This is a genomic window from Alphaproteobacteria bacterium, from assembly GCA_040216735.1.
Lineage (GTDB): Bacteria > Pseudomonadota > Alphaproteobacteria > SHVP01 > SHVP01 > CALJDF01.
Genome location: JAVJOO010000005.1, coordinates 681,712 through 705,001 on the forward strand (window position 1 = coordinate 681,712; position 23,290 = coordinate 705,001).

Below are 23,290 nucleotides of genomic sequence, written 5' to 3' on the forward strand. Positions count from 1 at the left end.
CGTCCGCCCTTAGGTGCTGTGCCGTTCGCGGCGACGGGTCAACTTAGCGGCGAGGCTAGGTGCGACGCCGGGTCGACTCCAGGGGCACACCGCGATGCAGATGCCGCAGCCGGTGGTGTCGTTGAAATACGGGACGCAACTGTCGAAATCGACGTACCACTTGGTCGTGCCGCGCACCATGTGCTTAACCGGGGTGAGCGCCTTCGGCGGGCAAGCTTTTTCGCACACCCGGCAGTTGGTACAGAAAACGTTGGCGCCGAAGTCCTGCGGCGGATCGGCCGTCAAAGGCACGTCGGTGAGGACGTATGCCAAGCGAAAGCTGGAGCCTAGTTCCCTATTGATGATCGATCCGTGCTTGCCGAGTTCGCCGAATCCGCAGGCCAACGCAGGGGGGATCATCAGAATCGGCCCGGCCTCGGGCCCGCCGTGGGGGAAGCCGTCCCAGCCTTGGGTGCGCAACCAACTGGCCAGCCGCTTGGCGACCTGGGTCCCGCGCCCGTACTGGCGCACCACTTCGGCGATCGCGCGTGGGTGGGGCGCGGTGCTGAGCTCGTCGTAGTCCATCGCGACACCCAACATCACCGCCCAGCGCTGTTCGATCTCGAACCCTTCGAAGACCCATTCGGGCCGCATCGGGGCGATACCGACGAGTTCGGCGCCAAGGTCGCGGGCGGTTGCCTTGATCGCGGCGGACCAGTCCGCCGGCGTCCGCTGCGCCTTCTCCGGTGCCAGCGGTGCAAGCGGTTCGGCCATGATTGGAATCCGGTCGTGGCGCGCCTTGCCGATCACCGGGTGCGAGGGCAGGCCGCGAAACCATGTCTGGAGGGCGGCGAAGCGGGTGCGTTCGGGGTCGTGGTGGTAGATCGGCTCGGGGCGACGGATCGCCGTTTCATCCAGACCGTTGACCGCGTTGCCCGAGACATCGGGCCATAGGTCGCGCTGAACCTGGGGGGTGACGTAGGGTTCGGCCGGCGGTTGCCAGAGATCGTCCGATTCCGGCGGCTGGGCCAAGGCCCCTACCGCCAGCCGAGGTTGCCGGGATTGAGGCGGCGATCCGGATCGAGAAGGTCTTTGATCGAGGTCAGCACGGCATAGGTTTCAGGTTCCAACGCGTCGGGCAGATTGTAGAATTTGCCGACTTGCGCGGTGACGGCGCCGAGACCGAAGAACAGGTCGCGCAGCTCTTCACGGACGCGCATAACCACGGCCCGGGTTTCGGGGTTGGCAGCAATTCCTTCGAACTTCGCGTAGCGCTTCCGATCGAGGTAGCGCATGTGGAAATCGCCGACCTCATCCTTCCAGTAGAACATCGGTTCCAGAAGCCAGAACTGCCCGTTGATAGAGGACAGGTAGGAATATTGGATGTCGTGGTCCGCCAATAGTTTGTCGCGCTCGGCGAAAAATCCATCGACCGCTTTGACGACGCCGAGGGCCTTCGACATCGGGAAGACGCCGTGCACCGGCACCCAGCGCTCGCCCTGCAGGCCAAGGAAGCCGCGGATGGAAAACGGCTTGGCGCGCATCGCGATCGGGATACTCGGTTCGATGTCGCGCCCGCCGTGGCTGGCGCAGGCTTGGCGGGCCGCTTCCATCGCGACGTCTGCCGCGCGTTGATCGAACCCTTCGACGGTGAGGTGGAGCGACCATTTGACGTCGTCATAGGCGTCGCGGCCGGCGGCAACGATGCGGGCGGCATCCTTCAGGCCGCGCACCAGCGAGCCCGAACCGCGCGCGATGTCGCGCAGGGTCTCCGCCCCCTCGCGCAGGCCAACCTTGGTCGCCGTCCGGTTTTTGAGCGGGTCCATCCCGAAGCTCTTGGCCGCCACTCCAAGGCGCGACACGTCGGTCATCGCCGTCGCCATATCGGCCAAGGTTTCGAACGCGAACGAACCAAAGGCGACGCCGGCGGGAATACGTTCGATGCGTAGTGTCAGGCGCGTCTTGACGCCGAAGGTGCCGGTATCGCCCAGGAAAAGGCCCGTCAGGTCGGGACCGTAGTAACGGTAGAACGGCGACGCCGCGCGGGTAATCGCGGAGGACCCGGTATGGACGATGCGACCGTCGGCAAGCACCACTTCAAGCCCAAGGATCGTATCCATGCTGCCCGGAATATTCTGCGAGGCCGCACCGCCGACGGTCGAATAGACGCCCGAGATCGGCCCGGTCAGAACGGTCCGTAGGCCACGCGGGCGCAACTCATCCATGACCTGTTGCCAGGTGACCGCCGGACCTAACGTGATGTAGCGGTCTTCCTCATTGACCTCGTGGATCGCGTTGAGGCGGGTTAAGTCGAGAATCATGGTGCCGGATTTTTCCGGTACGTAGCCCTTGGTGTAGGAAAGGCCGCCGCCGCGCGGGGCGACGGCAAGACCGAGTTCCGCAGCAGCGATCAGCAGCGCCGAAACATCGGCCGCCGATCCGGGGCGCGCGACAATGTCGGCGACCGGCGCGTCCCACTGTACGATGTCCTGGGAGAAGAACGCCCTCTCCGCTGCATCGGTCACGACATTGGCATCTCCAACAATCGGTGCAATCCGGGCCGCGAGGGCGGCGGGATCGATAACGGAGGAACTGCCGGCCGTCATCTGCTCACCCCAGCGATTTCAAGAAGGTGTCGATCGCAGTCGCGGTCGTGGTGGGCGACGGCGTTGCCCCAAGATCGTCGATTGGTCGACCGAGGAGACGTTCGGTTGCCGCGCGGCAGGGCGCGAAATTGTCCGCTTCGGCCACGCCGATCCACGTCGGCAGACGCACCTCCGCCAGACGCTCCCGGGCGGGATAGTCGAATGCCGCATCCCATGCCGGTTTGAACGACGTCGGATGTTTGATCATCTCGACGACCTGGCGATGGGTTTCGTCCGGCGCGATGCCCGGCTCGATAAAGCGACTGGCCGCCAAGGTTTTTTCGAACCAGGGGTAGTAGATCTGCTTATCCCTGGTCTGGTGCCAGATCGAGGTGAGGTGATGACCGTCCCACACCGGGTCCGTGGGCAGGGCCCAGTTCGCTCCGAAGCGCACGCGGTCGGCATGCGAGAACACCATCGGACCTTCCAGCATGAGGCTGGCAACCGTGGAGGGATGGTCGAGGGCGAGGGCCAGCGCTACCGAGGCGCCAGCATTATGGCCGTAGATGTGCGCCGGTGGGCATTTGAGTTGGGCCAAGGTCTGCGCAACAGCCGCGGCATAGGCGGCGATGCTGTGATCGGTTGTCGGATCGGAATCGCCGTGACCCGGCAGATCGATGGCAATGGCCCGCCGGGTCTTGCCAATCTCCAGGAGCAACGGTTCGAGGAGTTTTCCCGATCCCGGGAAGCGGTGCAGCAGAACCACCGGAGCGCCGGATTGGGTACCCGCCGTGCGCACGGCGATCTGACGGCTCCCAACGGCGACGTACCGAATGGTGGCCCGCCCCGGTAGGTCGGCGACGTCAGGCGCGGGCGGCGGTTCGCCTTTGGCCGGATACTGGCGAAAAATTTCGAGTTCTTGCATCGCCGCGTCGCGCTTGTCGCGCTCGAACTCTTTGACCCAGGACTTCGCCGGCATGCGCTTGAGCGCTGAAAAGACCGAATCACCGGGCCGCCCGCCGAAACACACCGGCACCGGCCCCTTGAGGATCGCTTCGACCGCCGCGATGCCCTCGTGCAGGAATGCCGCAGCATAGGGATTTTTGTAGGTGTTGCCGGCGACGAGGATTTCACGCGTCCCACGCTGTAAGAAATCCAGGTCGGGAACGTCTTGGTCGGCGCGGTTGGCGCCTTCGTGTTTATTCCATGGCCAGAAGACATGCTGCTCGCGGTAGCGGAACCACCACCACAGCAAATGGGACCCCGCCCAATCGGGCACGATATCGGCGAGATAGTTCTTCAAATAATCGTCACGGACCGCCGCGCTGAACAAGGGAAAGCCGTCGGTGACAACCGTCGCGGTCCGATCCGGGAAGCGACGCGCAAATTCTACGGCGATCGACGCACCGGTGTGGCGACCGTAAAGCGCGCAATGTTTGACGCCGAGTACGTCGAGCGTTTCTGCCAGCGCGTCGGCGAGGTCCTCGATCAGTTCCTGACGGCCGAGGTCGAGACGATCGGAAAACCCTTGGCCCGGCGTGTCGATGGCGATGACCGTGAAGTCCTTGGCGAAGATCGGGAAGTGCACCGCTTCGAAAACTTCGCTCGAAACCGGCGACGCGTGAAGCAACACAAGTGCCGGCCCCTTACCGGCCCGCCGGTAGTGGACCCGGCGCTTGCCCACCGTGACGTAGTGGCGGGTGACCATCATGTGTCGAACTCCCCCTTGTTCAACGAATCGCGCAGGTCGCGGTGTAGGATTTTACCGGTCGCGTTCTTGGGTAGCGCATCGACGAAGTGGAACTCCTTGGGCAGCTTGTAGCGGGCCAACACGTGGGCGCAACGCTCTTTGAGCTCGTCCGCAGTGGCCGACTGGCCGGGCCGAAGAACCACGAAAGCGGTGACCGATTCGCCCCAATAGTCGTCTTTCTTGCCGACTACCGCCGCCTCGCCGACGGCGGGGTGATGGTGGAGCACTTCTTCGATTTCGCGCGGGAAGATATTCTGGCCGCCTGATATAATGACGTTCTTCTTGCGGTCCACGAGATAAAGGAAGCCCTCGTCGTCCGTCTTGCCGAGATCGCCCACGGTGCACCAACCGTCGACTAGGGATTCGGCAGTCGCTTCGGGTTTGTTCCAATAGCCGTTGAACAGCCATGCGTTCTTGATCCAGACCTCGCCAACTTCGCCCGGCGCAAGGACGTCGCCCTGTTCGTTGCGGATTTCGAGCCACACGCTGGGACCGGGTTGGCCCACGCAACTGATCTTGCGCAACTGGTCTTCGGGCCGCAGGAAGGTGCAACCGCCGCATTCGGTCGAACCGTAGGTTTCGAACAGAATGCCCTCGCCGAAAAAGTCGACGATCTTTTCCTTGGTGGCCTGCGGCAGCGGCGCGGCGTTGGAATGGATCACGTCGAGCGAGCTTTTGTCGAAGCGATCGAGTTTTTCGCGACCGAGGTTGAACATGGCGTGGAAATGAGTCGGCACCATGAACATGCTGGTAATCCGGCGTTCTTCGAGCGCCCGCAGCATCAGTTCAGGTTCAAACCTGGGCAAAATATGCGTGGTGCCGCCAAAAAACGGTCCCGCTAGGGCATTGATGAAACCGGCGCCATTGTGGAACGGCGACGTCGCCAACGGCCGAGCTTCGGGCGTATAGCACCCGTAATTCGCCGCCATGGTGAACAGCATGTGGTTCACCCGCGAGCGGTGCGACAGGAGGACGCCCTTGGGGTTCCCTGTCGTGCCCGACGTATAGGGGATCGAAAACACATCCCACTCTTCCAAGGCCACCGAGGACTGCGAGCTGGAGGCAGCGGCAAGCAGTTTTTCGTAGTCGCTGTTGTCGTTACCCGGATCGATCACGACGATCCGTTCGACGCTTTGGAGGTCGGCAGCGAAGGCGGCATCTTGGTAGTCGACATGGACGAACAGAATGCGCGCGCCGGCGTCGTTGCAGATGTATGACGCTTCGTGGGCGGTTGACTTGGCGTTGATCATCGCCGGGGCCACGCCGATTTCCGACATGCCGCAGGTGACCTCGACGAACTCAATACAGTTGGCGCACATCAGGCCTACACGGTCGCCCGGTTTCAGGCCAAGGCCGAGACCGGCGTTGGAGACGCGGTTGATGCGACCGATCAATTGCGCGTGGGTGAGTTCCCTGCCCGCTTCGGTCAACGCCAGTTTATTGGGCGTCCGTCGGGCGCTCGTGCGCAAGCCCTCGGTGATCGTGACAGCCCGGTAGGAGGAAGGTCTTTCTGCAATCGACATAGTGAACCTAGTAGCGCGCGGGTGGCGGCAGCGGCTTGGACCCGGCCTCCGCCAGTTCGGGTGGTAGGACGGGGTTGTGCTCGGGTTCGTAGCTGTGCGGCACCGGGGGATCGAGTTCGGTGGTTAGCGGACCGCCAACGCTGCGCAGCAGGATCAAGGCCCCCGACGGACTGCCATAGGGCCCGTGGGTCACCATCGGGGGACGCCAACAGTAGGCGCCAGCCTGCATGAACCCTCCCTTGCCGGCGAGCGACCCACCGAGAATGTAGAACTCTTGCCCAACCGGGTGCCGCTCGGGCGAGGACTCCGGTTTGAACGGGACGACGCCGGTCAAATAGCTGATTTCGCCGGTGTCCGGATCGGTGAACAGCGACAACAAACGGGAACTTGTCGAGATGTCGCGCAACCCCATCGCATCGAGGTCCGCATTGCCCCAGTCGCCCTTTGCCGCCGATACGTACTCGACCAACCGGTCGGCGCGGAAAGCCGGCCCTGGCGCCGTGGCGGCCACGGCGTCAACCGGACCGTCGAGGAACGTGAGAACAACCGCGCCGCCCTTCGAGGACGCGGTCTTGCGCAGGTGGCCTGCCGGCAGGTGAGCATAAGTGTCGCGTGTGTAGTCGGTGCCGTTGATCGAAAGCGCGCCTTCGAGAACATAGAACTCTTCGTCGGTCGAGAGGTACTCGCCGTCGCGCCGTGTCCATCCGGCCGGATAGCGCACGACGCAGGTCGCCGCACCGGTCGTGTCGTCGATGCTGAGGGTCTTGCACTCGACGTCGGCCCGACCGGTGCCGGCAGGCAAGCCCTTGGCCCACTTCAACGCCTGGGATTGGATGAACTCGATGTGTGGCCGTCCCATTATTTGGCTCCCTTTTTTGCGGCGGGCGCGGTGAGCGCACTGCCCCAATGCGCCGGCGTCTTCTTAAGGCCGCCCTTGGGCAACTTGAAGATGCGGAGCGCGTTGTCGCGCATGATCTGCGCCTTCGAGGCGGGCTTGAAGTTGAGTTCCTCGACCTCGCGAACGGCGCGCTCCGGATCGATCACCATCCAGTCGGTCCCGAACATGAACTTATGCGACCCATAACTATTGGCATAATGCACCATTTGCGGCGGCCAATAGCGGGGCGCGTAGGCATCGCCACCGATATAGATGTTCTCGTGCTTCCAAGCCATCGAGATCATCTCGTCGGTCCACGGCACCCCAAGGTGGATACCGAGTAACTTGAGTTCGGGATAAAGAATGGCGATCCGATCGAGCGTGATGGGCTGCGCCATGCTGGGCAGACGACGGTCACGTTGGTAAATCAGGTTGTGACCGACCTGCATCATGATGGGGATGTCCAGTTCGATGCACTTGGCGTAGATCGGAAAGACATAGGGATCGTCCGGCGCCATGTTGAACCAGTGGGGATAGAAGTGGGCGCCGACAAAGCCGTACTTCTCCACCGCCTCTTCGAGATCGCGGAGTTGCTGCATTCCGCGCATCGGATCGACCCCGGCCAAGCCGGAGAAGCGGTCGGGATATTTGCGGCAAATGTCGTAGACGTATTTGTACGCGATCTCCTTCGAGCCTCGAACGTTCATGTCCCCTGCCCGCACGGCAATGAGCAACGAGCGTTCGATACCGGCGCGGTCCATCTTTTTTAGATAGTCGGCGATGCTGACCCCGCGCCGCGCCCCCTTGGGTTGGCGTACCTGGTCCTTGAAGGTGTCGTCGCTGGGCGACGAGCCTTTCTTGATCAAATCCGGTGTCGCCACGTTGACGACGATATCGATGGCCCCTTTGACGCTCATGTCGCTCTCCTCACGAACTGATCCTGGAACTTCTTATGGGTATCGGTATCGGTACGGGCCGAAGCCGATCGAATATCGTTGGTGCCGTCATCGACGCGCACACAGGCAGCATGATGATCCGCGCCGACGGTGACGGCAGCGGGCCGCGCCCGCGTACACTCGTCCCGGACCAGCGGACAGCGGGGGGCGAACGGACACCCCGGCGGCAAGTTGACCGGACCCGGCACCTCGCCTTGGAGGATTTGTCGGTCGAGCACGACATCGGGGTCGGGCGGCAGGTCGGCCGATAGAAGCGCCTGGGAGTAAGGATGCGCAGGTCTATCGAAGACGGAATCGGCGGGCCCGTCCTCGGCGACGAAGCCGAGGTATAGAACCAAAATGCGGTGGCTGACGAGTTGCACCGTTTCAAGATCGTGGGAGATGAATAGCATCGCCACGCCGGTCTCGCGCTGCAACTCGCCCAACAGTTCCAGAATGCCCGCCCGCACCGACAGATCGAGTGAACTTGTCGGTTCGTCGAGCACAATCACTTTAGGATCGGTCGCCAAGGCACGGGCAATACACACCCGCTGGAGTTGACCGCCCGAAAGTTCATTGGGAAACCGCGTCAACAGGTCGGCGTTGAGATGGACGCGGGCGGCAAGTGCGGTGACCTTCGCGCGCCGCGCGGCAGCATCCAAGCCGCTGTGCAACTTGACCATTTCGCCGATCAGGTTGCCGACACGCATGCGAGGGTTAAGCGCGCTGTAGGGGTCTTGGAAGACGATCTGGATTTCCTTGCGCAGCGGCCGCATCTCGCGCTCGTTGATCGTCGAAATGTCGCGCCCGCCGAAGTGGATCGTCCCCGACGTCGGACGCAGCAGGCGAACGACATTGCGACCGATGGTCGACTTGCCCGACCCACTCTCGCCGACGAGCCCGACGGTTTGGCCCGGCACCAGATCGAACGAGACACCGTTGACGGCATGGATGATTTCGCCCGGCCGATTGCCGGGGAAATGCTTGACCAAGTTCCGCACCTTTAGAATCGGCTCAACCATGGTGTGTGGCCGCCGATCCAGCGCCGATTTCATCGGCAAAATGGCACATCGCTTCGTGCCGCTCGCCGACAGGCCGTAACGAGGGTGCTACAGCGCAGGCGTCTGCCGCCCGCGAACACCTATCCCGGTAATGGCAGCCGGTCGGTAGCGCGTAGAGATTGGGCGGCGGCCCGCCGATTTGGGCGTAGCCCTTTTCCGCGATCCGCTTCGGCGTCGACGAAATGAGTGCCTGGGTATAGGGATGGCGCGGATCGTTGAAGACTGCGCGCACCGGACCGCTCTCCACGATCGAGCCCGCAAACATCACGCACATTCGGGTGCAATAGTGGGCGACGACACCGAGGTCGTGGGTGATGACCATAGCCGCCATGTCGCGATCGACGACAAGGCCGCGCAGGAGATCGAGAATTTGCGCCTGCACCGTGACGTCGAGCCCGGTGGTGGGTTCGTCGGCGATGAGCATCCGCGGACCGTTGATCAAAGCGAGAGCAATGAGAATGCGCTGTGCCATCCCACCAGAGAGTTCGTGCGGCCAGGCGCGCATCCGCCGTTCCGCGTCGGGGATCCCGACGGTCGCCAACATCTCGGCGCCGGCGCGCCAGGCGTCGTCCTTGGAGATTGCCCGGTGTTCCTGCTGGGCGCGCACCAGTTGCTTGCCGACCCGGGACAACGGATCGAGCGATGTCAACGGCGATTGCACGATCATGGTGAGCTGGGTGCCGCGTATCCGATTGAGATCTTCGACTGGGAGGCCGACCAGTTCCTTGCCATCGAACCGAACGGACCCTTCAACGATGCGGGCCGGCGGTTGCAACAAACCCATGATCGACATCGCGGTAAGCGATTTGCCGGCGCCGGTCTCGCCGACGATTCCGACGACCTCGCCCTTGTCGACGTCGAAGGAGACGCCGTTCAGACCTTTGGCGACCCGGCGGCGATTGTTGAGATCGTGCGAAATGAAATGGGTGTGGAGGTTGCGCACCTCAAGGAGGCTCATTTCCCGGTCGCTTTCCGCCGCGGATCGAGCAGATCCTGGAGCCCGTCGCCGAGAAGGTTGAAGCCTAGAACGACCCCAACGAGCGCGGCGCCGGGGAACAGCGCCACCCACCACTCGCCGCTGATGATGAATTCCGCGCCCTGCCGGATCATGGCACCCCACTCAGGCGTTGGCGCCTGGATACCGACGCCGATAAAGGCCAGAGTTGCGCTGATCCGAACCGCCCACGCCATACGTACCGCTATCATCGCGGTCGATCCGCGGATCGCATTGGGCATGAGGTGGACGAAAAGTATCCGCCACGTTGGGTTACCGGCCGCCACTGCCGATTCGACAAAGCCACTGGATCGCAGCGCAAGAACCTCGGAGCGAACCAGCCGCGCAAAAATCGGTGCGTCGAGAAAGCCGATCACCAGGACCACGTTGACCAGGGACTGCCCGGTCGCTGCAACGACCGCGAGCGCCAGAACGATCGACGGGAACGAGCGCAAGACGTCCATAATGCGCAGCACGATTTCGTCGATAACGCCGCCCTTGTAGCCTGCAATCAGGCCGAGCGGCACGCCGACCACGAGCATGATTGCCGCCGAAGGGATCGCGATCCCGAAGGCATACCGGGCGCCGTGCAGGACCCGGCTGAAAACGTCCATGCCGTTACCGTCGGTGCCGAAGAGATATGTTGTATCCGGCGGCAGCAGAACGTCCCGCGAGAACAATTCAATCGGACCGAATGGCGCGATGACGTCGGCCAGGGCGGCGATTACCGCGAACACGGCAACGATGGCAAAGCCGATAGCGAAGGTCGGGCTGCGCCGAGCGACGCCCAGCACTCGGCCATGCCACGTGAAACCCGGCAACGCGGTGCCCTCGGCGGTCGAGTCCGTCACGCGCGTAGGGTGGCGCGCGGTTCGAGCACCAGCACCAGCAAGTCGATGACGATAAAGACCGAGACGGAGAACACCGCCAGAACCAAGACGTAACCTTGTACGGCGGCAAAGTCGCCCAGCAGGATCGCATTGAGGCCCCACTGGCCCAATCCGCCCCAAGCGAAAATGAGTTCCAACAGAGAAACCGCCGCGAGCAGGCCGGTGATTTCGGTGCCGATGAACGTCAAGATTGGCGTGATCGCGTTGCGCAGCGCGATGCGCCGTACCGTTCGCGGCCGCAGACCCTGGGCGCGGGCGTAGCGGACGTAATCGCTCGCCAAAACCTCAAGAGAAATTGCCCGGGTGTGTTTGATGATGGGCGCGGCGACGATGATGGAGAAAAGGATGACGGGGAGTGTGAGCTGGCTTAACGCCGACCGCGCGGTCTCCCAATTGCCGGCGATGACACTGTCGACAAAGTAGCTGCCTGTGACGTTGGGTGGCGGAAAGGAGGCAATGTCCAGCCTGCCCATCGGCGGCGGCGAAACGCCCAGGAGAAAGAAAAACACAAAGATCGCCATGAGGGCGATCCAGTATGTCGGCACCGAAAAGCCGAACAGGGAGACGAAACGACTGATCTGATCGAACAGTTTGTTGGGCCGCTGCGCCGAGCGCAGGCCAACGGGAACGCCGACGAGAGCGCCGAGTAGAACGGAGAATATTAGAAGTTCGAGGCTGGCTGGCAGACGGTTCTTGATTTCGTCGGCAACCCGTTCGGTCGACTGCCAGGAGTCGCCAAGGTCGCCTTGCAAGAGCTTGCCTAAATAGAGCCCGTACTGGACGAAAAAGGGCTTATCGAGGCCAAGTTCCTGTTCGATCGCCGCGAAGGTCGCTTCGTCGGCCATCGGGCCACCGAGCATGGCAACGGGGCTTTGTTCCCCGATTCTTACCAGCATAAAGGTCAGGAAGGTGATGCCCAATAAAATGGGCACCACCAACACAAACCGCCGCAACAAGAATTGGCGGATCGCCATCCTGAACCGTTAGACCCTTATGCTCTGGAGGACTAGCCCTCGCAGCGCAGGTGCTTCCACACCACGCGGTCGTGCTGGTACCACAGCCAACCGGTGATGCAAGGAACCGTCACAGCGTAGGTCTTGGGAAAATCCGAGATGATGAAGGTTGCATCATCCGCGTGGATCTTCTGGGCTTCCTTCGCCATGGCAATCGCCTTCGTCTGATCCTGTTCGCCGATCATCGCATCGACCAACGCATCGAACTTGGGATTGTTGTAGTCGTTGACGTCCGACGACCCTTGGCTGTGCGCCGACAGGAAGAACGCGTAGCCCGGATCGAGGACGAACGCGTTCGCAAGATGCGGGAAGAACGGAATGTCACGCTTGCCGATAGCGCGGCGAGAGTTCATTTCGGTCTTCGGAATCCGCTTCAGGTTGACGGTGATCCCAGCCTTGGCCAACGCATCCTTGGTCTGGATCGCGAGGGGCTCTTCCCACCACCAGTTGTCGGTGTACTCAAGCTGGATTTCGAGACCGTTGCCGTGACCTGCCTCGGACAGGAGCGCGCGCGCTTTGCCCAAATCGGTCTTGTAGGTCTGCGCCGGCGTATAGAAAGCGCCGAACGCCGGAGCAAGGATCGAGTCCGAGCGTTCGCCTAGGCCGCGGAATACCGCTTCGCTGACGGCGTCGTAGTCGAACGCGTAGTTGATCGCCTGGCGCACCCGAATGTCGTCGAAGGGTTTGAAGTTCGGGTTCATCCGCAAGGTCGCGGCGCCCGTACCGGGGACGCTGTCGACTTTCACTTTGGGATCTTTAGCAAGGTCGACCAATTGCTGAATCGGCATTTGGTCGGCCCAGTGAATCTGGCCGCTTTTGACCAGCGCCGCACGGCTCGCGGGCGACGGAATTTCGCGGTAGATCACCCGGGTGAAGAACGGCTTTTCGTCGAAGTAATTCTCGTTGAGGGTGAACACGGCGCCTTCGCCGGGGCGCACCGAATCAACCTTGTAGGGGCCGAAGCCGGCGGTGTTCTTTTCCTGCCACTTGACCGCCCACTGATCGTCCGCCGTGGCGTTTTCCTTGAGGACCTTAGAGTCGGCCAGCGCCGGGAACACCGTTGTCAGGATACGCGGAAAGATGTTGTTCGCAGTACCCAGCGTGAATTTGACCTCTGAGTCCGAGATCGCTTCGACCGCTTCGATGCGGCCCACGCGGATCATGAAGTTGCCAACTCGCTTGCGATCCCTGGCCATAGCCCAGGAGAAAGCCACGTCGTGGGCGCTGAGTTCGTTGCCGGCCGGGCTCTTGACGCCCGGGCGGATCTTGAAGGTCACGACCTTGCCACCCTCGCTGAGGGTCCAGCTTTCGGCCATGTGCGGTTCCACCGTGGCCGCGTCGATCACCGTCCGGCCGGTCGCATCGGTCATGACGCCATGCTTGGTCAGGCCTTCGTAAACGTTGACCGCAGACTCGAGCGTACCGGTCAGCCATTGGTCGGTGTCAAACCCGGCCGGGGTGCCGACCGCACCGAAGATGAATGTCTTGTCTTGGGCCTGGCTGGGCGCCGCCGCCAAGCCGATGGCCCCGCCAAACGCCAAAGCCACCATGGCATGACGCGTGAACGTTGCTTTCGTGGTTTTCATAGATTCCTCCCTTGAGCCGGCTCCCAGCCGGTTTCGCGGGGATCAAACAGGTTCACCCACCGATTGACAACGAAGTAATCGTCGCGGCACAGTTTAGAAATATTGATGCATGGAGGGTCCCTTGCCCCGCGAATTACCGCCCCTAAATGCCGTCCGCGCGTTCGAAGCCGCCGGGCGGAATCTAAGCATTTCCAAGGCTGCGCGGGAACTCGGGGTGTCTTCCGGCGCGGTCAGCCACCAGGTGCGCTTACTTGAGGAATATTTCGGTCTGCCGCTGTTTCTTCGGGAGACCCGGAGAGTATCGCTCACCTCAGCCGGACAAGCATGCCTGCCAGCCCTAACCGCCGGTTTGGACCGCATCGAAGAAGCGGTCCACCGCATGAACCAAGCGCAAAAACCGGGGCGGGTCAGCGTCAGCGTCGAGATTTCCTTTGCCGAACGCTGGCTGGTGCCGCGGCTCGCGCGATTCCGTGCGACCTATCCCGAGGTCGTCGTGGAACTAATGGGCCGGCCCCTCGATCTCGAGGCCGCGGTCTACAAGTCCAATTTCGCCATTGCCTATGGGTCACGACGTTTCCAGGGGCTTATCGTCGAACGCATGATGAGCGAATACGTCTATCCGGTGTGCAGCCCGACGTTCGCGTCGGCGTACGGCCTGGAGCGTCCCTCCGATCTGCGCCGCGGCGCGCCCCTGCTGCACGACGACACCATGGCGCGCAATGCGTGGTACCCGGACTGGTCGACCTGGCTCAGCGGCCAAGGTCAGCACGATGTCGATACTGCTGCGGGCAATCGGTTCACGGCGTCGAGCATGGCCCTCCAGGCGGCCTGCGAAGGCGACGGGATTGCGCTGGGCCGCGGCGCTCTGGTTGCCAGCGATCTGCGGTCGGGCCGCCTAATTGCGCCATTCGGAATCGCCCATGCGCCGTCGTTCGACTATTTCGTGGTTGGGCTGCCCGCCGCATTGGAACAACCCCAGGTCGCCGTGTTCCGGGATTGGCTGCTGGACGAAGGGGCCAAGGAAGGCGCCGCGCTGCGCCCGACCGGTTAGCCTTGCGCGGGTAGCCGTTCGACGAGGTCGTTCTTGAGGACCTTGCCCTGGGCACTCTTGGGTAGATCGTCGATGAAGAACACCGCCTTGGGCACCTTGTAGGGTGCCAACGCGCTGCGGCAATAGGCGATGAGGTCGGCGTCGCCGATCTCACCCTTGGCGACCACAAAGGCCGCGACCTCTTCCCCAAGTTCGCGCGAGGGCCAGGCGACGACGGCGGCGTCGTGCACCGACTCGTGCTTGCATAACAGATCTTCGATCTCGGCCGGGTAGATGTTGATCCCGCCGCGAATGATCATGTCCTTCACGCGACCGACAACATAGAGGTAGCCTTGGTCGTCCACCTTGCCGAGATCGCCGGTGTAGTACCAACCGTCGATGAAGGATTTCTTGGTTTCTTCTTCGTTGCGGTAGAAGCCGTCGGGTAGCCACGGCGCCCGCTGGCGAATGCGACCGACCGTTTCAGTGGCGACCGGTTGGTCGTTCTCGTCGACAACTTGAAATTCGTTGCGGTAGGCCGCGCGTCCCACGGATGCCGCCTTCTCGGCCGGATCCCCCGGTGCCAGGACCGCCACACCGCCGCCTTCGGTGGAACTGAACAGATTGACGAAATGGGGACAAAGCTCACGCTTAATCGCCTCGCGTTCGTCGCCGTGGAGGATCGAGCCGCTCGAGATCAGGATGCGCAGGTTAGGAAATAGCAGGCCGGGTCCGCGCTCGATCGCCAGCATCCGACGAAACAACGTCGGGACCAGGAATAGCGAAGTAACGCCCAACCGGTTCACCGCATCAGCCAGTTCCTCGGCCTTGTAGGGCGGCGGATGCATGACCACGGTAGCACCGAAGTAAAGATTGGAGATCGTGAAGCCGCGGCCGCCGCCGAAATAGAGCGGCGTCGCCAAAATATTTCGGTCGTGCTCGTTGAACCCAAGGTCGACCGTTTGCGAGAAGAAACGCAAGACCATCTGCCGGTGCGTCACCAGCGGCCCCTTGGGAATTCCCGTCGTCCCCGACGAGAGCGACAGCCAAAGCGGATCGTCGATATTATTGGGGAACGACCCGTCGATCCCCTGCGCCGCCACCGCCGCGTGCCACGCGTCGTCAACACACAACGTGCGGATACCCTCCAGCGGCGCGTCGGAAATCGCCGCGACCGCCCCGAAAAATGTCGCGATCCGCTGCTTTTCTTCGGGCGTCCAGCGAACATCCATGGGAAGCAAGACCGCTCCCATCCGGAACAGACCGAACATCGCCACGAGATGAGCCACCGTGTCGGGCATCGACAGGCCAACGATATCGCCGGGTTTGACCCCCTGGGCCGATAGATGATTGGCGGTTTGCCGCATCAGGCGGTCCATCGCCGCATAGGTCGTGATGGTCCCGTCGCGTTCGATTAAGGCCGGATGGTGGGGTCGGCGTACCGCGTTGTGGCTGATTGCGTCGGCGATATGAAGGAAGGAATCCCGGGCCATGGTTAGAGCTTGTACAGGCGACGGGTGTTGTCGCGCAAAAAGAGTTTCAGCGAGTCTTCGCGCAGGCCGAGGTCTTCGATCTCTTTGCGCGTCCGCTCGAAATCGAGGACCGGAAAGTCGGTCCCGAAGAGGACTTTGTGCTTGCCGTAAGTGTTGATGTAATGGACGAACTGCGGCGGCCAGTATTTCGGGCCGTGGGCGTCCGAGCCGATGTAGACGTTCTCGTGCTTCCACGCCATCGCAATCATTTCGTCGGTCCACGGAATACCGACATGAATGCCGACGAGCTTGAGTTCGGGGAAGTCGCATGCAACATCGTCGAGCGTGATCGGCCGACCGACGCTGCGGAGGCGACGATCCGGCGTGTAGACGAGGGATTGCCCGACTTGCATCTGAATCGGGACATCGAGTTCGACGCACTTGGCATAGAACGGATAAACCCGCGCGTGGTTCGGCGGCATGTCGAACCAGTGGGGATAGAAATGCGCGCCAACAAAACCTAGATCGTTGATACCGCGTTCGAGTTCCTTGACACCGGTCATGCCTTGGGTCGGGTCGATCCCGGCCAGGCCCCGGAAGCGATCCGGGTGCGCCTTAACCGCATCGGCGACAACTTCGTAGGGAATGAAGGAGCTGGAGGGCAATCCCATCTGGCCGCTTTTGTTGGCGATCAAAAAGGACATTTCGATCCCGGCGGCATCCATCCGACGCAGCATTTCCTCGTGCGGAATACCGGTGTAGGTCCCCGACTCCACACCGATCTTGCCCACGAAAAAATCCCTGCTGGTCTTGGGCCGGTGGGCCATGGCTTCGTCCGTCCAAATATTGACGACGGCATCGATGGCCTTGAGGTCATAGCTCATGACGGTTCCTTCCTTGGCTTCTAGAGTCCGACTTCACGGGCGATAATGTCGCGCTGGATTTCGTTGGCGCCCTCGCCGAACGTGTAGAGCCGCGAATCGCGCCACATCCGCTGCATATCGCTTTCGATGGCATAACCCGTGCTAGCGAGAAGTTGCATGCCGTGATGGGTCACGTACTGCAAACATTCGGAGGCAACCATCTTGGCCTGGGCGGCTTCTTTGCGGCAGCGCGCGTCCTGGTCGATGAGCCATGCGAGGTGATAGAGAATGAAACGCGCCTGATCGACCCGCGTTTGCATGTCGGCGATGCGATGGGCGACGCTTTGGAACTTGCCGAGGGGGCGCCCGAACTGGACCCGTTCCTTCACATGGGCGACGGCGATATCGACGGCGCGTTGCGACTGACCGATTGCGTTTGCGGCCTGACCGGATCGGCTGAATTGCAAGGTTGACATCAAGTGTTTGAAGCCATCGCCCTCGTCGCCCAGGAGGCCGTCGTCCGCGACGAACACGTCCTCAAAAGCGATGTCCCACGAGGTCAGGCAGTTGTTGCCGATCTTTTCGAGGCGGGTCATGTGGATGCCCTTGGCACCGCGCGGCACCAGTAGCATCGAAATGCCGCGATTACCTTCGGAGCCCGCGGTCGTGCGGCAGGCCGTGACGATGTAATCTGCCTCGTTAGCGCCGCTGATCCACGTCTTGCGCCCGTTGACGATCCACCCGCCATCGCCGCGTCGGGCACGGGTGATGAGCGCGCCGGCATCCGTACCGGCACCGGGTTCGGTTAGACCGAGGGAAAAGCGCAGCTCGCCTGCGATAATTTTGGGGAGGAGAGCGGCGCGCTGCGCCTCAGACCCGTAGGTGTAAATGGACATGCCGCCGAACCCCAGGGTGGTGCCATACAGCGAGGCCGCCATGCCAGCGTGGTAGCCGAGGCGTTCATGGGCAACGGCGACAGTCTGCCAGGCCCCGTCGAGGCCGCCATACTTTTCGGGAAACGGAATCGCGAGCAACCCGAGGTCGGCGTAATGCTTCAGCAAGAAATCGGGGGGCTCGTGGGCTCGGTCCCGACGGCGGACCTCTTCGGGGGGCAGGTGCTGCGCCAGCATCCGATCGACCGATTCGAGCAGGGCGCGTTGTTCGTCGTTTAGGCCGAAGTCCATCGCCCTGCTCCCTAAGCTGCGCGCGCAGGCGTCGGACCGTTCTCCGACCGCGCGCAGGTCCGCCAAGTCCCGACGATCCCGACGACACCGCCCACCGAGAGCGCCGCCATAATGGCCAGCCACACCAGGGGGTCTGTGGCGTGTAGAACGACTTGTCCCATGGCCTCGAACACACCCGCCACGGCGATGACGACGGCCCAACCGATGTAGAGGCCGCGCGACGTTACTTCTTTGGGGCCGCCGCTGCCTTCTTTGTCCGACATCAGGGCGCGGGTGAGATCGTTGATGTCCTTAGGCGCATCCGCGATAGCCTCCTCGCCTTCTTTTTCGAGGCGTCGTTGCACCATGCGTTGGGCGTAGCGCCCGGCGGCCGTAGTCCGTTCGCCGGTAGCGCGTTCTTCCTGTCGGAGACGGCGATTTTCGTCGCTGATCCCGGTGGCGGGACGGCGGCTCCACCAGAAATTCAGGCCGCACCCTGCCGCGAAGAGGGCAATGCCCGCCATGTCGGTGCCGAACTCGGGGACGATCAAGAAACCGGTCGACGCCAGAAAGATCGCGCGTTGCCACAGGGGGACAAAGCCAAAGAAATACCCCGTGAAGGTGATTGCCAACGCGGTAAGGCCGAGAAAGGCGGTGCCGCTCACGGCAATTACTTCCCACCACTCCCCTTCCAACAGAAGGGCAGGTCCGTAGATGAAGAGGATCGGCAACAGGAACGATGCCGCGCCCAAGCGGGTCGCCTGAACGGCGGTCGCCATCGGTCCGGCCCCGGCGAGGGGTGCTGCGGCAAATGCCGTGAGCGCGATGGGGGGCGTGATGTTCGAAATAATGCCGTAATAGAAGGCAAAGAAGTGTGCGGCGATATCGGGGATACCGGCACGGGTGAGAATCGGGATCACCGTGGCGACCAACGTGATGTAGACCGCGGCAGCCGTCATCCCCATTCCCATGATCAGCGCCATCAACGCGGCGATGACGAGCAGAATCCATATTTGACCGCCCGAAAACTCGACCGCGGCTTGGCTAATCTGGAAACTGAGACCGGTCGCGAAGATCGCCCCGATGATGATCCCCGCGGCAGCAGCGGTTGCCGACAAACCGACCGTGGCCCGCGCGGTTTGTTCGATCGCGTCGGCTAGGCGCAGCGGCGTCATCCGATTGGTTCGTTGCAGGAGCGCCAGCCCGAACGTCGTCAGAATAATGACGATCGCGACGAAGACGATCGAGTAGCCCAGCATCAACGTCACGATGATTAGAACGAGAGGTAGCGCGAGGTATCCTTGCTTGCGGATAATCGGCCAGGGGCTGGGCAGATCGACCTTGTTCATCGTCGCCAGGCGCAGTTTCTTCGCTTCGAGGTGCACCGTGACGAAGATGACGGTGTAGTAGAGGATGGCCGGGATCGCCGCCGCCATGATGATTTCGAGATAAGGGCGGTCCAGGAACTCGGCCATGATGAAGGCGACCGCGCCCATAACCGGGGGCATGATGATGCCACCGTTCGACGCCGCCGCCTCGACCCCGCCGGCGAAGGCGCGGCGATAGCCGAGATGGCGCATCAGCGGGATGGTAAAGGCACCGGTCGTCATCACGTTGCCGATGGAGCTGCCGGAGAGGCTGCCCATCAGGGCCGACGAAACGACCGCCGCCTTCGCCGGACCACCAGTACGGTGGCCGAACAGGGCGAAGGCCAAGCGGGTGAAGAAGGTGCCGCCGCCGGTGATGTTTAAAAGCGTGCCGAACAGGATGAACAGCACGACGAACTGCGCCATGACCGCCACCGGAATGCCGAAGATCCCGTCGCTGCCGAGCAGCAGCGTTTCGGTCAGACGATTCCAGGAGGCCGGCGGCCCGTAAAACATCCCGGGAAACTTGTCCGCGAACCGTGCGTGGATCAAGAAAATCACACAGATCGCCACCAGCACGGGGCCGACGGCACGGCGCGCCGCTTCGAGAACCAGGACGGTGAGCAGCGCTGCGGTAAAGTATTCCTGGGGCCGTAGCGCGAAGCGCCGGAAGTCCCAAGTATCGAGTTCAACGACGAAATAGGCGACGATCCAAAACGCGCCCAGGATCAGCAGCAAATCGACGACCCGCGCCACCAGCCGAATCGGCCCCTGGCTGTAACGCAGCAGGGGAAAATAGAGAAAGACCAACGCCAGCGCGGTGCCGACGTGGAAAGCGCGGAACAGGATCGACTCCGGCGGTCCGTAGAACCCGGCATAGACGTGAATAAGGACGTAAAAGGTGCCGAGAAAAGCGATCGTCCACCCGCGCCAATGGCGCATGAAGGTGGCTTCGCCGTAAGCGATTTCGCGGATCATTGCCGGACGATCTCAGCAGGGGAGACCCCGGAGCCGATGGCTCCGGGGTCGCAACCCTAGTTCAAAGAACGGTGTAAGCGCCGCGCGCCTACATCATTCCTTTTTCGCGGTAGTACTTCTTGGCGCCTTCGCAGACCGGCACCGCGTTGTTCGAGAGCGGATCGTTGACGCCGATCTCCTCGGACCCACCGAACAGGCCATGGAACTCCTTAGCTTGCTCGTTCATGATCTTGGTCACTTTGTAGGTCAGATCGTCGGGCAGCTTGGAGGTGGTCACCAACTGATTGACGTACCAAGGAACCTGAACGTCCTTGTCCTGGCCCTTGTAGGTGCCCGCCGGGACCACGCCACGGAAAATGCCGGGGCGGATTTCGCTGAGCTTACTCAGTGCTGCGTCGTCCCAGTTGACGAGGTGGAAGCCCGGCGAATTCTCGAGCTGCAGCATCAAGCTGTAGGGGATGCCGCCCGAGAAGAACGACAGGTCGAGGCGACGGTCTTGAAAGGCCTGGACGGTATCGCCGTAACCGAAGGACTCGAGAATCGTTCCGTCTTTTTCGATCTGCTCGATATCGATGCCGTGCGCTTCGAGCGACGGTGAAATGAGATTGTAGAAAAAGCCGGTCTTCGATCCCGTCCACATCCGGTATTTGCCGTTGGCGAGTTCGCGTAGATCCTTGATCCCATCGGTCTTCGCGACCGCATAGAGGCCTGACCCATAGAGCGTCATGATGTGGCAGACGTCGGGGGTCTTGATCGGCACTGTCGATAGGCCGTCGGCAATGCGTTTGACGTCGTAGGTGTAACCGATCTTGTAGTGAACATCGCCGTTCTGCATATCGATCTGCGCCTTGACCGAATCGCCCGACACCGCAGCCGCTTTGTACTCCGGAATGTTCTTGTTGATGAGCTCCGTAAGTTTGGCGGCAAAGAGCGGGTAGGTGCCCGCCAAGCCGCCGTTGACGCGGAGCAATTCTTGCGCCTGGGCGCCACCGGCAAGCGACATCGCCAGCACGGTAGCTCCAACGAAACCAAGTAGTTTTGTCTTTTTCATCGTAAATTCCTCCCTTTAGGAGGGCGAAGCCTAATTCGATTGCTTGGGAATTGGAATAGCCGTCCGAACTCGGCCACGCACGCCACGCGGCTGCGACGCACTAGCGACATCGGGAGGACAGCCGCAGGCGTCGGTCGTGTAAAGGCCCGGCGAAGAGCGCTGGAGATCACCGCGACCCTGTCGGTCGTTGCCCGGTACGCTTTATCGCAGGAAGAGGCGGATCGCCACGAACGGGGCCGAAAAGAGAATGAGGTGCACAACAAAACCGGTGACCGCGACTTGCCCATTGAGCATTGCCCACAGCGTCAACCCCGCGACCACCGAGATCGTTCCAAAGATCGTGACGAGATTGACTGTCGGCGCGGCCCGCTCCCATTGGGTCGGTCTCGGCACGCTGCCGAGGAACGCCTCGAAGTCCGCTTCGTTGCCGGCCGCAAAGCGGCGGCGGCCGGCGTTTTTCTGCGGATACGTCGCCACCAGTCCGTCTTCATAAAGTAAGAGCGATGGCGGCGCGGCGCGGCGGCGCTTGCGCGACGGGTGATGAAGCGACAGCGCGGTCGCTACCTTCGAATAGCGGCGCTGCACGGCGTAGCCTGCCGCTTGAAGCTGATCAAGGCGGCGTAAGGCTGTCGCATTCGGTTGGCTCGACGTCAAACAGGCGGCCTTTTGTTACGTCGTCGGTTTTTGGCGCAGCGCAGTATTGCCCACGGCGGGGGCCAACGCCACCTGCCCCACCTCAGGCTGGAAGCGGCCCTCACCTCGCCGCCCCGTCAACCCGCGCTCAGCACGCGACGACGTTGACGGCGAGTCCGCCCTGGCTGGTTTCCTTGTACTTGGATTGCATATCGATTCCGGTTTGGCGCATCGTTTCGATCACCGTGTCGAGACTGACGACATGAAACCCATCGCCGTTCAGGGCCAACGACGCCGCATTGATCGCTTTGATTGCGCCCATCGCGTTGCGCTCGATGCAGGGAATCTGGACGAGACCACCTACCGGATCGCAGGTCATGCCAAGGTGATGTTCCATCGCAATCTCAGCGGCGTTCTCAACCTGTTGGGGCGTCCCACCGAGCGCCGCGGTCAGACCGGCGGCGGCCATCGAACTGGCGACACCAACCTCGCCCTGACACCCCATCTCGGCACCGGAAATGGAGGCATTGCGTTTGAACAACATCCCGATAGCGGCGGCCGTCAGGAGGTACGGTCGATGCGGGTCGGGATCGACACCGCCGCCAGTTTCTTCGAGGTAGCGCAGCACCGCGGGAACGATCCCGGCAGCGCCGTTCGTCGGGGCGGTCACGATGCGACCGCCAGCGGCGTTCTCCTCGTTTACCGCAATTGCATAGGCGCTCACGATTTCCATGTATTCGTGGGGCCGGCGTGAATTCAGCCCCTTCTTACCATCGGCCCTTGCCATCAAGGATGCCGCCCGCCGGCGTACCTTGAGCGGACCTGGCAAGAGGCCCCCGGCGGTTAGCCCGCGATCGATGGACGCCATCATGGTTGCACGAAGATCATCGAGGCGGCGTTCGAGTGTAGTCGGTGCGGTGGCGATTCGCTCGTTCGCCGCTACGACTTCGGCCACCGACAGCGTGGCCTTGGCGCAGTAGGTGAGCAAGTCGACCGCCGAATGGAAAGGATAGGGATACCTATCGGCGGACTTCCGCTCTAGCCGATCCGCGTTTTGGCCAGCCGATACGACCTGCCCGCCGCCGATGGAGAAATAGGTTTTTTCGGCGAGGATGCGGTCGCGGCTGCGGGCGGTGAAGCGAAGTCCGTTCGGGTGATCTTCCAGAAAGGTCTCACGCTGGTACTTTATGTCCGTCACGACATCGAACGCGACGGGGTGTCGGCCAAGAAGGTCGATACGAGACTGTTCGAGCAATCGCTCGAACGCGGTTGCGCCAACCGCCGGGTCCATCGTTTCGGGGAGCGATCCCATCAAGCCCCACGCAACCGCGCGATCGGTGCCGTGGCCCTGGCCGGTCAACGCTAACGAGCCATAGAGATCGACGGTGACGCGGTCGACCGAGGCGAGAAGGCCGCAGGCGGCGACGCTCTCCAGGAAAAGTCGCGCCGCGCGCATCGGCCCTACGGTGTGGGAGCTGGAAGGCCCCAAGCCGACCCTAAAGACGTCGAAGACGCTGCAAACGGCCGATTCGTCGCTCAC

General features: G+C 62.3%; 19 protein-coding genes. 1 reads left to right on the top strand and 18 read right to left on the bottom strand.

Annotation, left to right across the window (positions count from 1 at the left end; all coding sequences use genetic code 11):
• Positions 1-9 precede the first annotated feature (9 nt).
• Genes RID42_16635 through RID42_16685 form a run of 11 tightly spaced genes read right to left on the bottom strand, consistent with a single transcriptional unit; the run spans position 10 to position 13,193 of the window.
• Positions 10-1,011, bottom strand: coding sequence for a 4Fe-4S dicluster domain-containing protein (locus RID42_16635; protein MEQ8249309.1), 1,002 nt, complete (start codon positions 1,009-1,011; stop codon positions 10-12).
• 5 nt (positions 1,012-1,016) lie between these two features.
• Entirely contained in the window at positions 1,017-2,585 is a 1,569-nt protein-coding gene (locus RID42_16640) for an FAD-binding oxidoreductase (GenBank protein ID MEQ8249310.1), read from the bottom strand.
• A gap of 4 nt (positions 2,586-2,589) precedes the next feature.
• A complete protein-coding gene (locus RID42_16645) occupies positions 2,590-4,275 on the bottom strand; it encodes an alpha/beta fold hydrolase (GenBank protein ID MEQ8249311.1) in 1,686 nt (561 codons plus the stop codon).
• Positions 4,272-5,837 carry an AMP-binding protein gene (locus RID42_16650; protein MEQ8249312.1) on the bottom strand — a complete coding sequence of 522 codons (1,566 nt, stop codon included), beginning with the start codon at positions 5,835-5,837 and terminating at the stop codon, positions 4,272-4,274. The genes RID42_16645 and RID42_16650 overlap by 4 nt, the downstream gene beginning before the upstream one ends.
• A gap of 7 nt (positions 5,838-5,844) precedes the next feature.
• The gene (locus RID42_16655) at positions 5,845-6,696 is read right to left on the bottom strand and encodes a cupin domain-containing protein (GenBank protein MEQ8249313.1); all 852 of its coding nucleotides are present in this window, start codon (positions 6,694-6,696) and stop codon (positions 5,845-5,847) included.
• Positions 6,696-7,631, bottom strand: coding sequence for an amidohydrolase family protein (locus RID42_16660; GenBank protein MEQ8249314.1), 936 nt, complete (start codon positions 7,629-7,631; stop codon positions 6,696-6,698). Before RID42_16660 ends, RID42_16655 begins: the two co-directional genes overlap by 1 nt.
• Complete coding sequence (locus RID42_16665) at positions 7,628-8,650, bottom strand: ABC transporter ATP-binding protein (protein ID MEQ8249315.1); 1,023 nt, start codon at positions 8,648-8,650, stop codon at positions 7,628-7,630. The genes RID42_16660 and RID42_16665 overlap by 4 nt, the downstream gene beginning before the upstream one ends.
• Positions 8,651-8,663: 13 nt before the next feature.
• Positions 8,664-9,668, bottom strand: coding sequence for an ABC transporter ATP-binding protein (locus RID42_16670; protein MEQ8249316.1), 1,005 nt, complete (start codon positions 9,666-9,668; stop codon positions 8,664-8,666).
• Positions 9,665-10,555 (bottom strand): ABC transporter permease, encoded by an 891-nt coding sequence (locus RID42_16675; GenBank protein MEQ8249317.1) that lies wholly within the window; start codon positions 10,553-10,555, stop codon positions 9,665-9,667. Before RID42_16675 ends, RID42_16670 begins: the two co-directional genes overlap by 4 nt.
• Positions 10,552-11,568 (bottom strand): ABC transporter permease, encoded by a 1,017-nt coding sequence (locus RID42_16680; protein MEQ8249318.1) that lies wholly within the window; start codon positions 11,566-11,568, stop codon positions 10,552-10,554. Before RID42_16680 ends, RID42_16675 begins: the two co-directional genes overlap by 4 nt.
• Before the next feature lie 32 nt (positions 11,569-11,600).
• Positions 11,601-13,193 (bottom strand): ABC transporter substrate-binding protein, encoded by a 1,593-nt coding sequence (locus RID42_16685; GenBank protein MEQ8249319.1) that lies wholly within the window; start codon positions 13,191-13,193, stop codon positions 11,601-11,603.
• A gap of 121 nt (positions 13,194-13,314) precedes the next feature.
• Between RID42_16685 and RID42_16690 the strand changes: the two genes are divergently transcribed.
• On the top strand, positions 13,315-14,244 hold the full coding sequence (locus RID42_16690) for a LysR substrate-binding domain-containing protein (protein MEQ8249320.1): 930 nt from the start codon (positions 13,315-13,317) through the stop codon (positions 14,242-14,244).
• Here the strand turns inward: RID42_16690 and RID42_16695 are convergent.
• The 7 genes from RID42_16695 to RID42_16725 form a co-directional block, all read right to left on the bottom strand.
• A complete protein-coding gene (locus RID42_16695) occupies positions 14,241-15,716 on the bottom strand; it encodes an AMP-binding protein (protein ID MEQ8249321.1) in 1,476 nt (491 codons plus the stop codon). The genes RID42_16690 and RID42_16695 overlap by 4 nt on opposite strands.
• A gap of 2 nt (positions 15,717-15,718) precedes the next feature.
• Positions 15,719-16,579 (bottom strand): amidohydrolase family protein, encoded by an 861-nt coding sequence (locus RID42_16700; protein MEQ8249322.1) that lies wholly within the window; start codon positions 16,577-16,579, stop codon positions 15,719-15,721.
• Positions 16,580-16,599: 20 nt separating this feature from the next.
• Positions 16,600-17,742, bottom strand: coding sequence for an acyl-CoA dehydrogenase family protein (locus tag RID42_16705; GenBank protein MEQ8249323.1), 1,143 nt, complete (start codon positions 17,740-17,742; stop codon positions 16,600-16,602).
• Positions 17,743-17,753: 11 nt separating this feature from the next.
• Positions 17,754-20,066 (bottom strand): TRAP transporter fused permease subunit, encoded by a 2,313-nt coding sequence (locus RID42_16710; protein ID MEQ8249324.1) that lies wholly within the window; start codon positions 20,064-20,066, stop codon positions 17,754-17,756.
• 88 nt (positions 20,067-20,154) lie between these two features.
• The gene (locus tag RID42_16715; GenBank protein ID MEQ8249325.1) at positions 20,155-21,117 is read right to left on the bottom strand and encodes a TAXI family TRAP transporter solute-binding subunit; all 963 of its coding nucleotides are present in this window, start codon (positions 21,115-21,117) and stop codon (positions 20,155-20,157) included.
• A gap of 201 nt (positions 21,118-21,318) precedes the next feature.
• The gene (locus RID42_16720; GenBank protein ID MEQ8249326.1) at positions 21,319-21,771 is read right to left on the bottom strand and encodes a hypothetical protein; all 453 of its coding nucleotides are present in this window, start codon (positions 21,769-21,771) and stop codon (positions 21,319-21,321) included.
• Positions 21,772-21,898: 127 nt separating this feature from the next.
• Positions 21,899-23,290, bottom strand: a complete 1,392-nt coding sequence (locus RID42_16725) for an L-serine ammonia-lyase (GenBank protein MEQ8249327.1) — start codon at positions 23,288-23,290, stop codon at positions 21,899-21,901.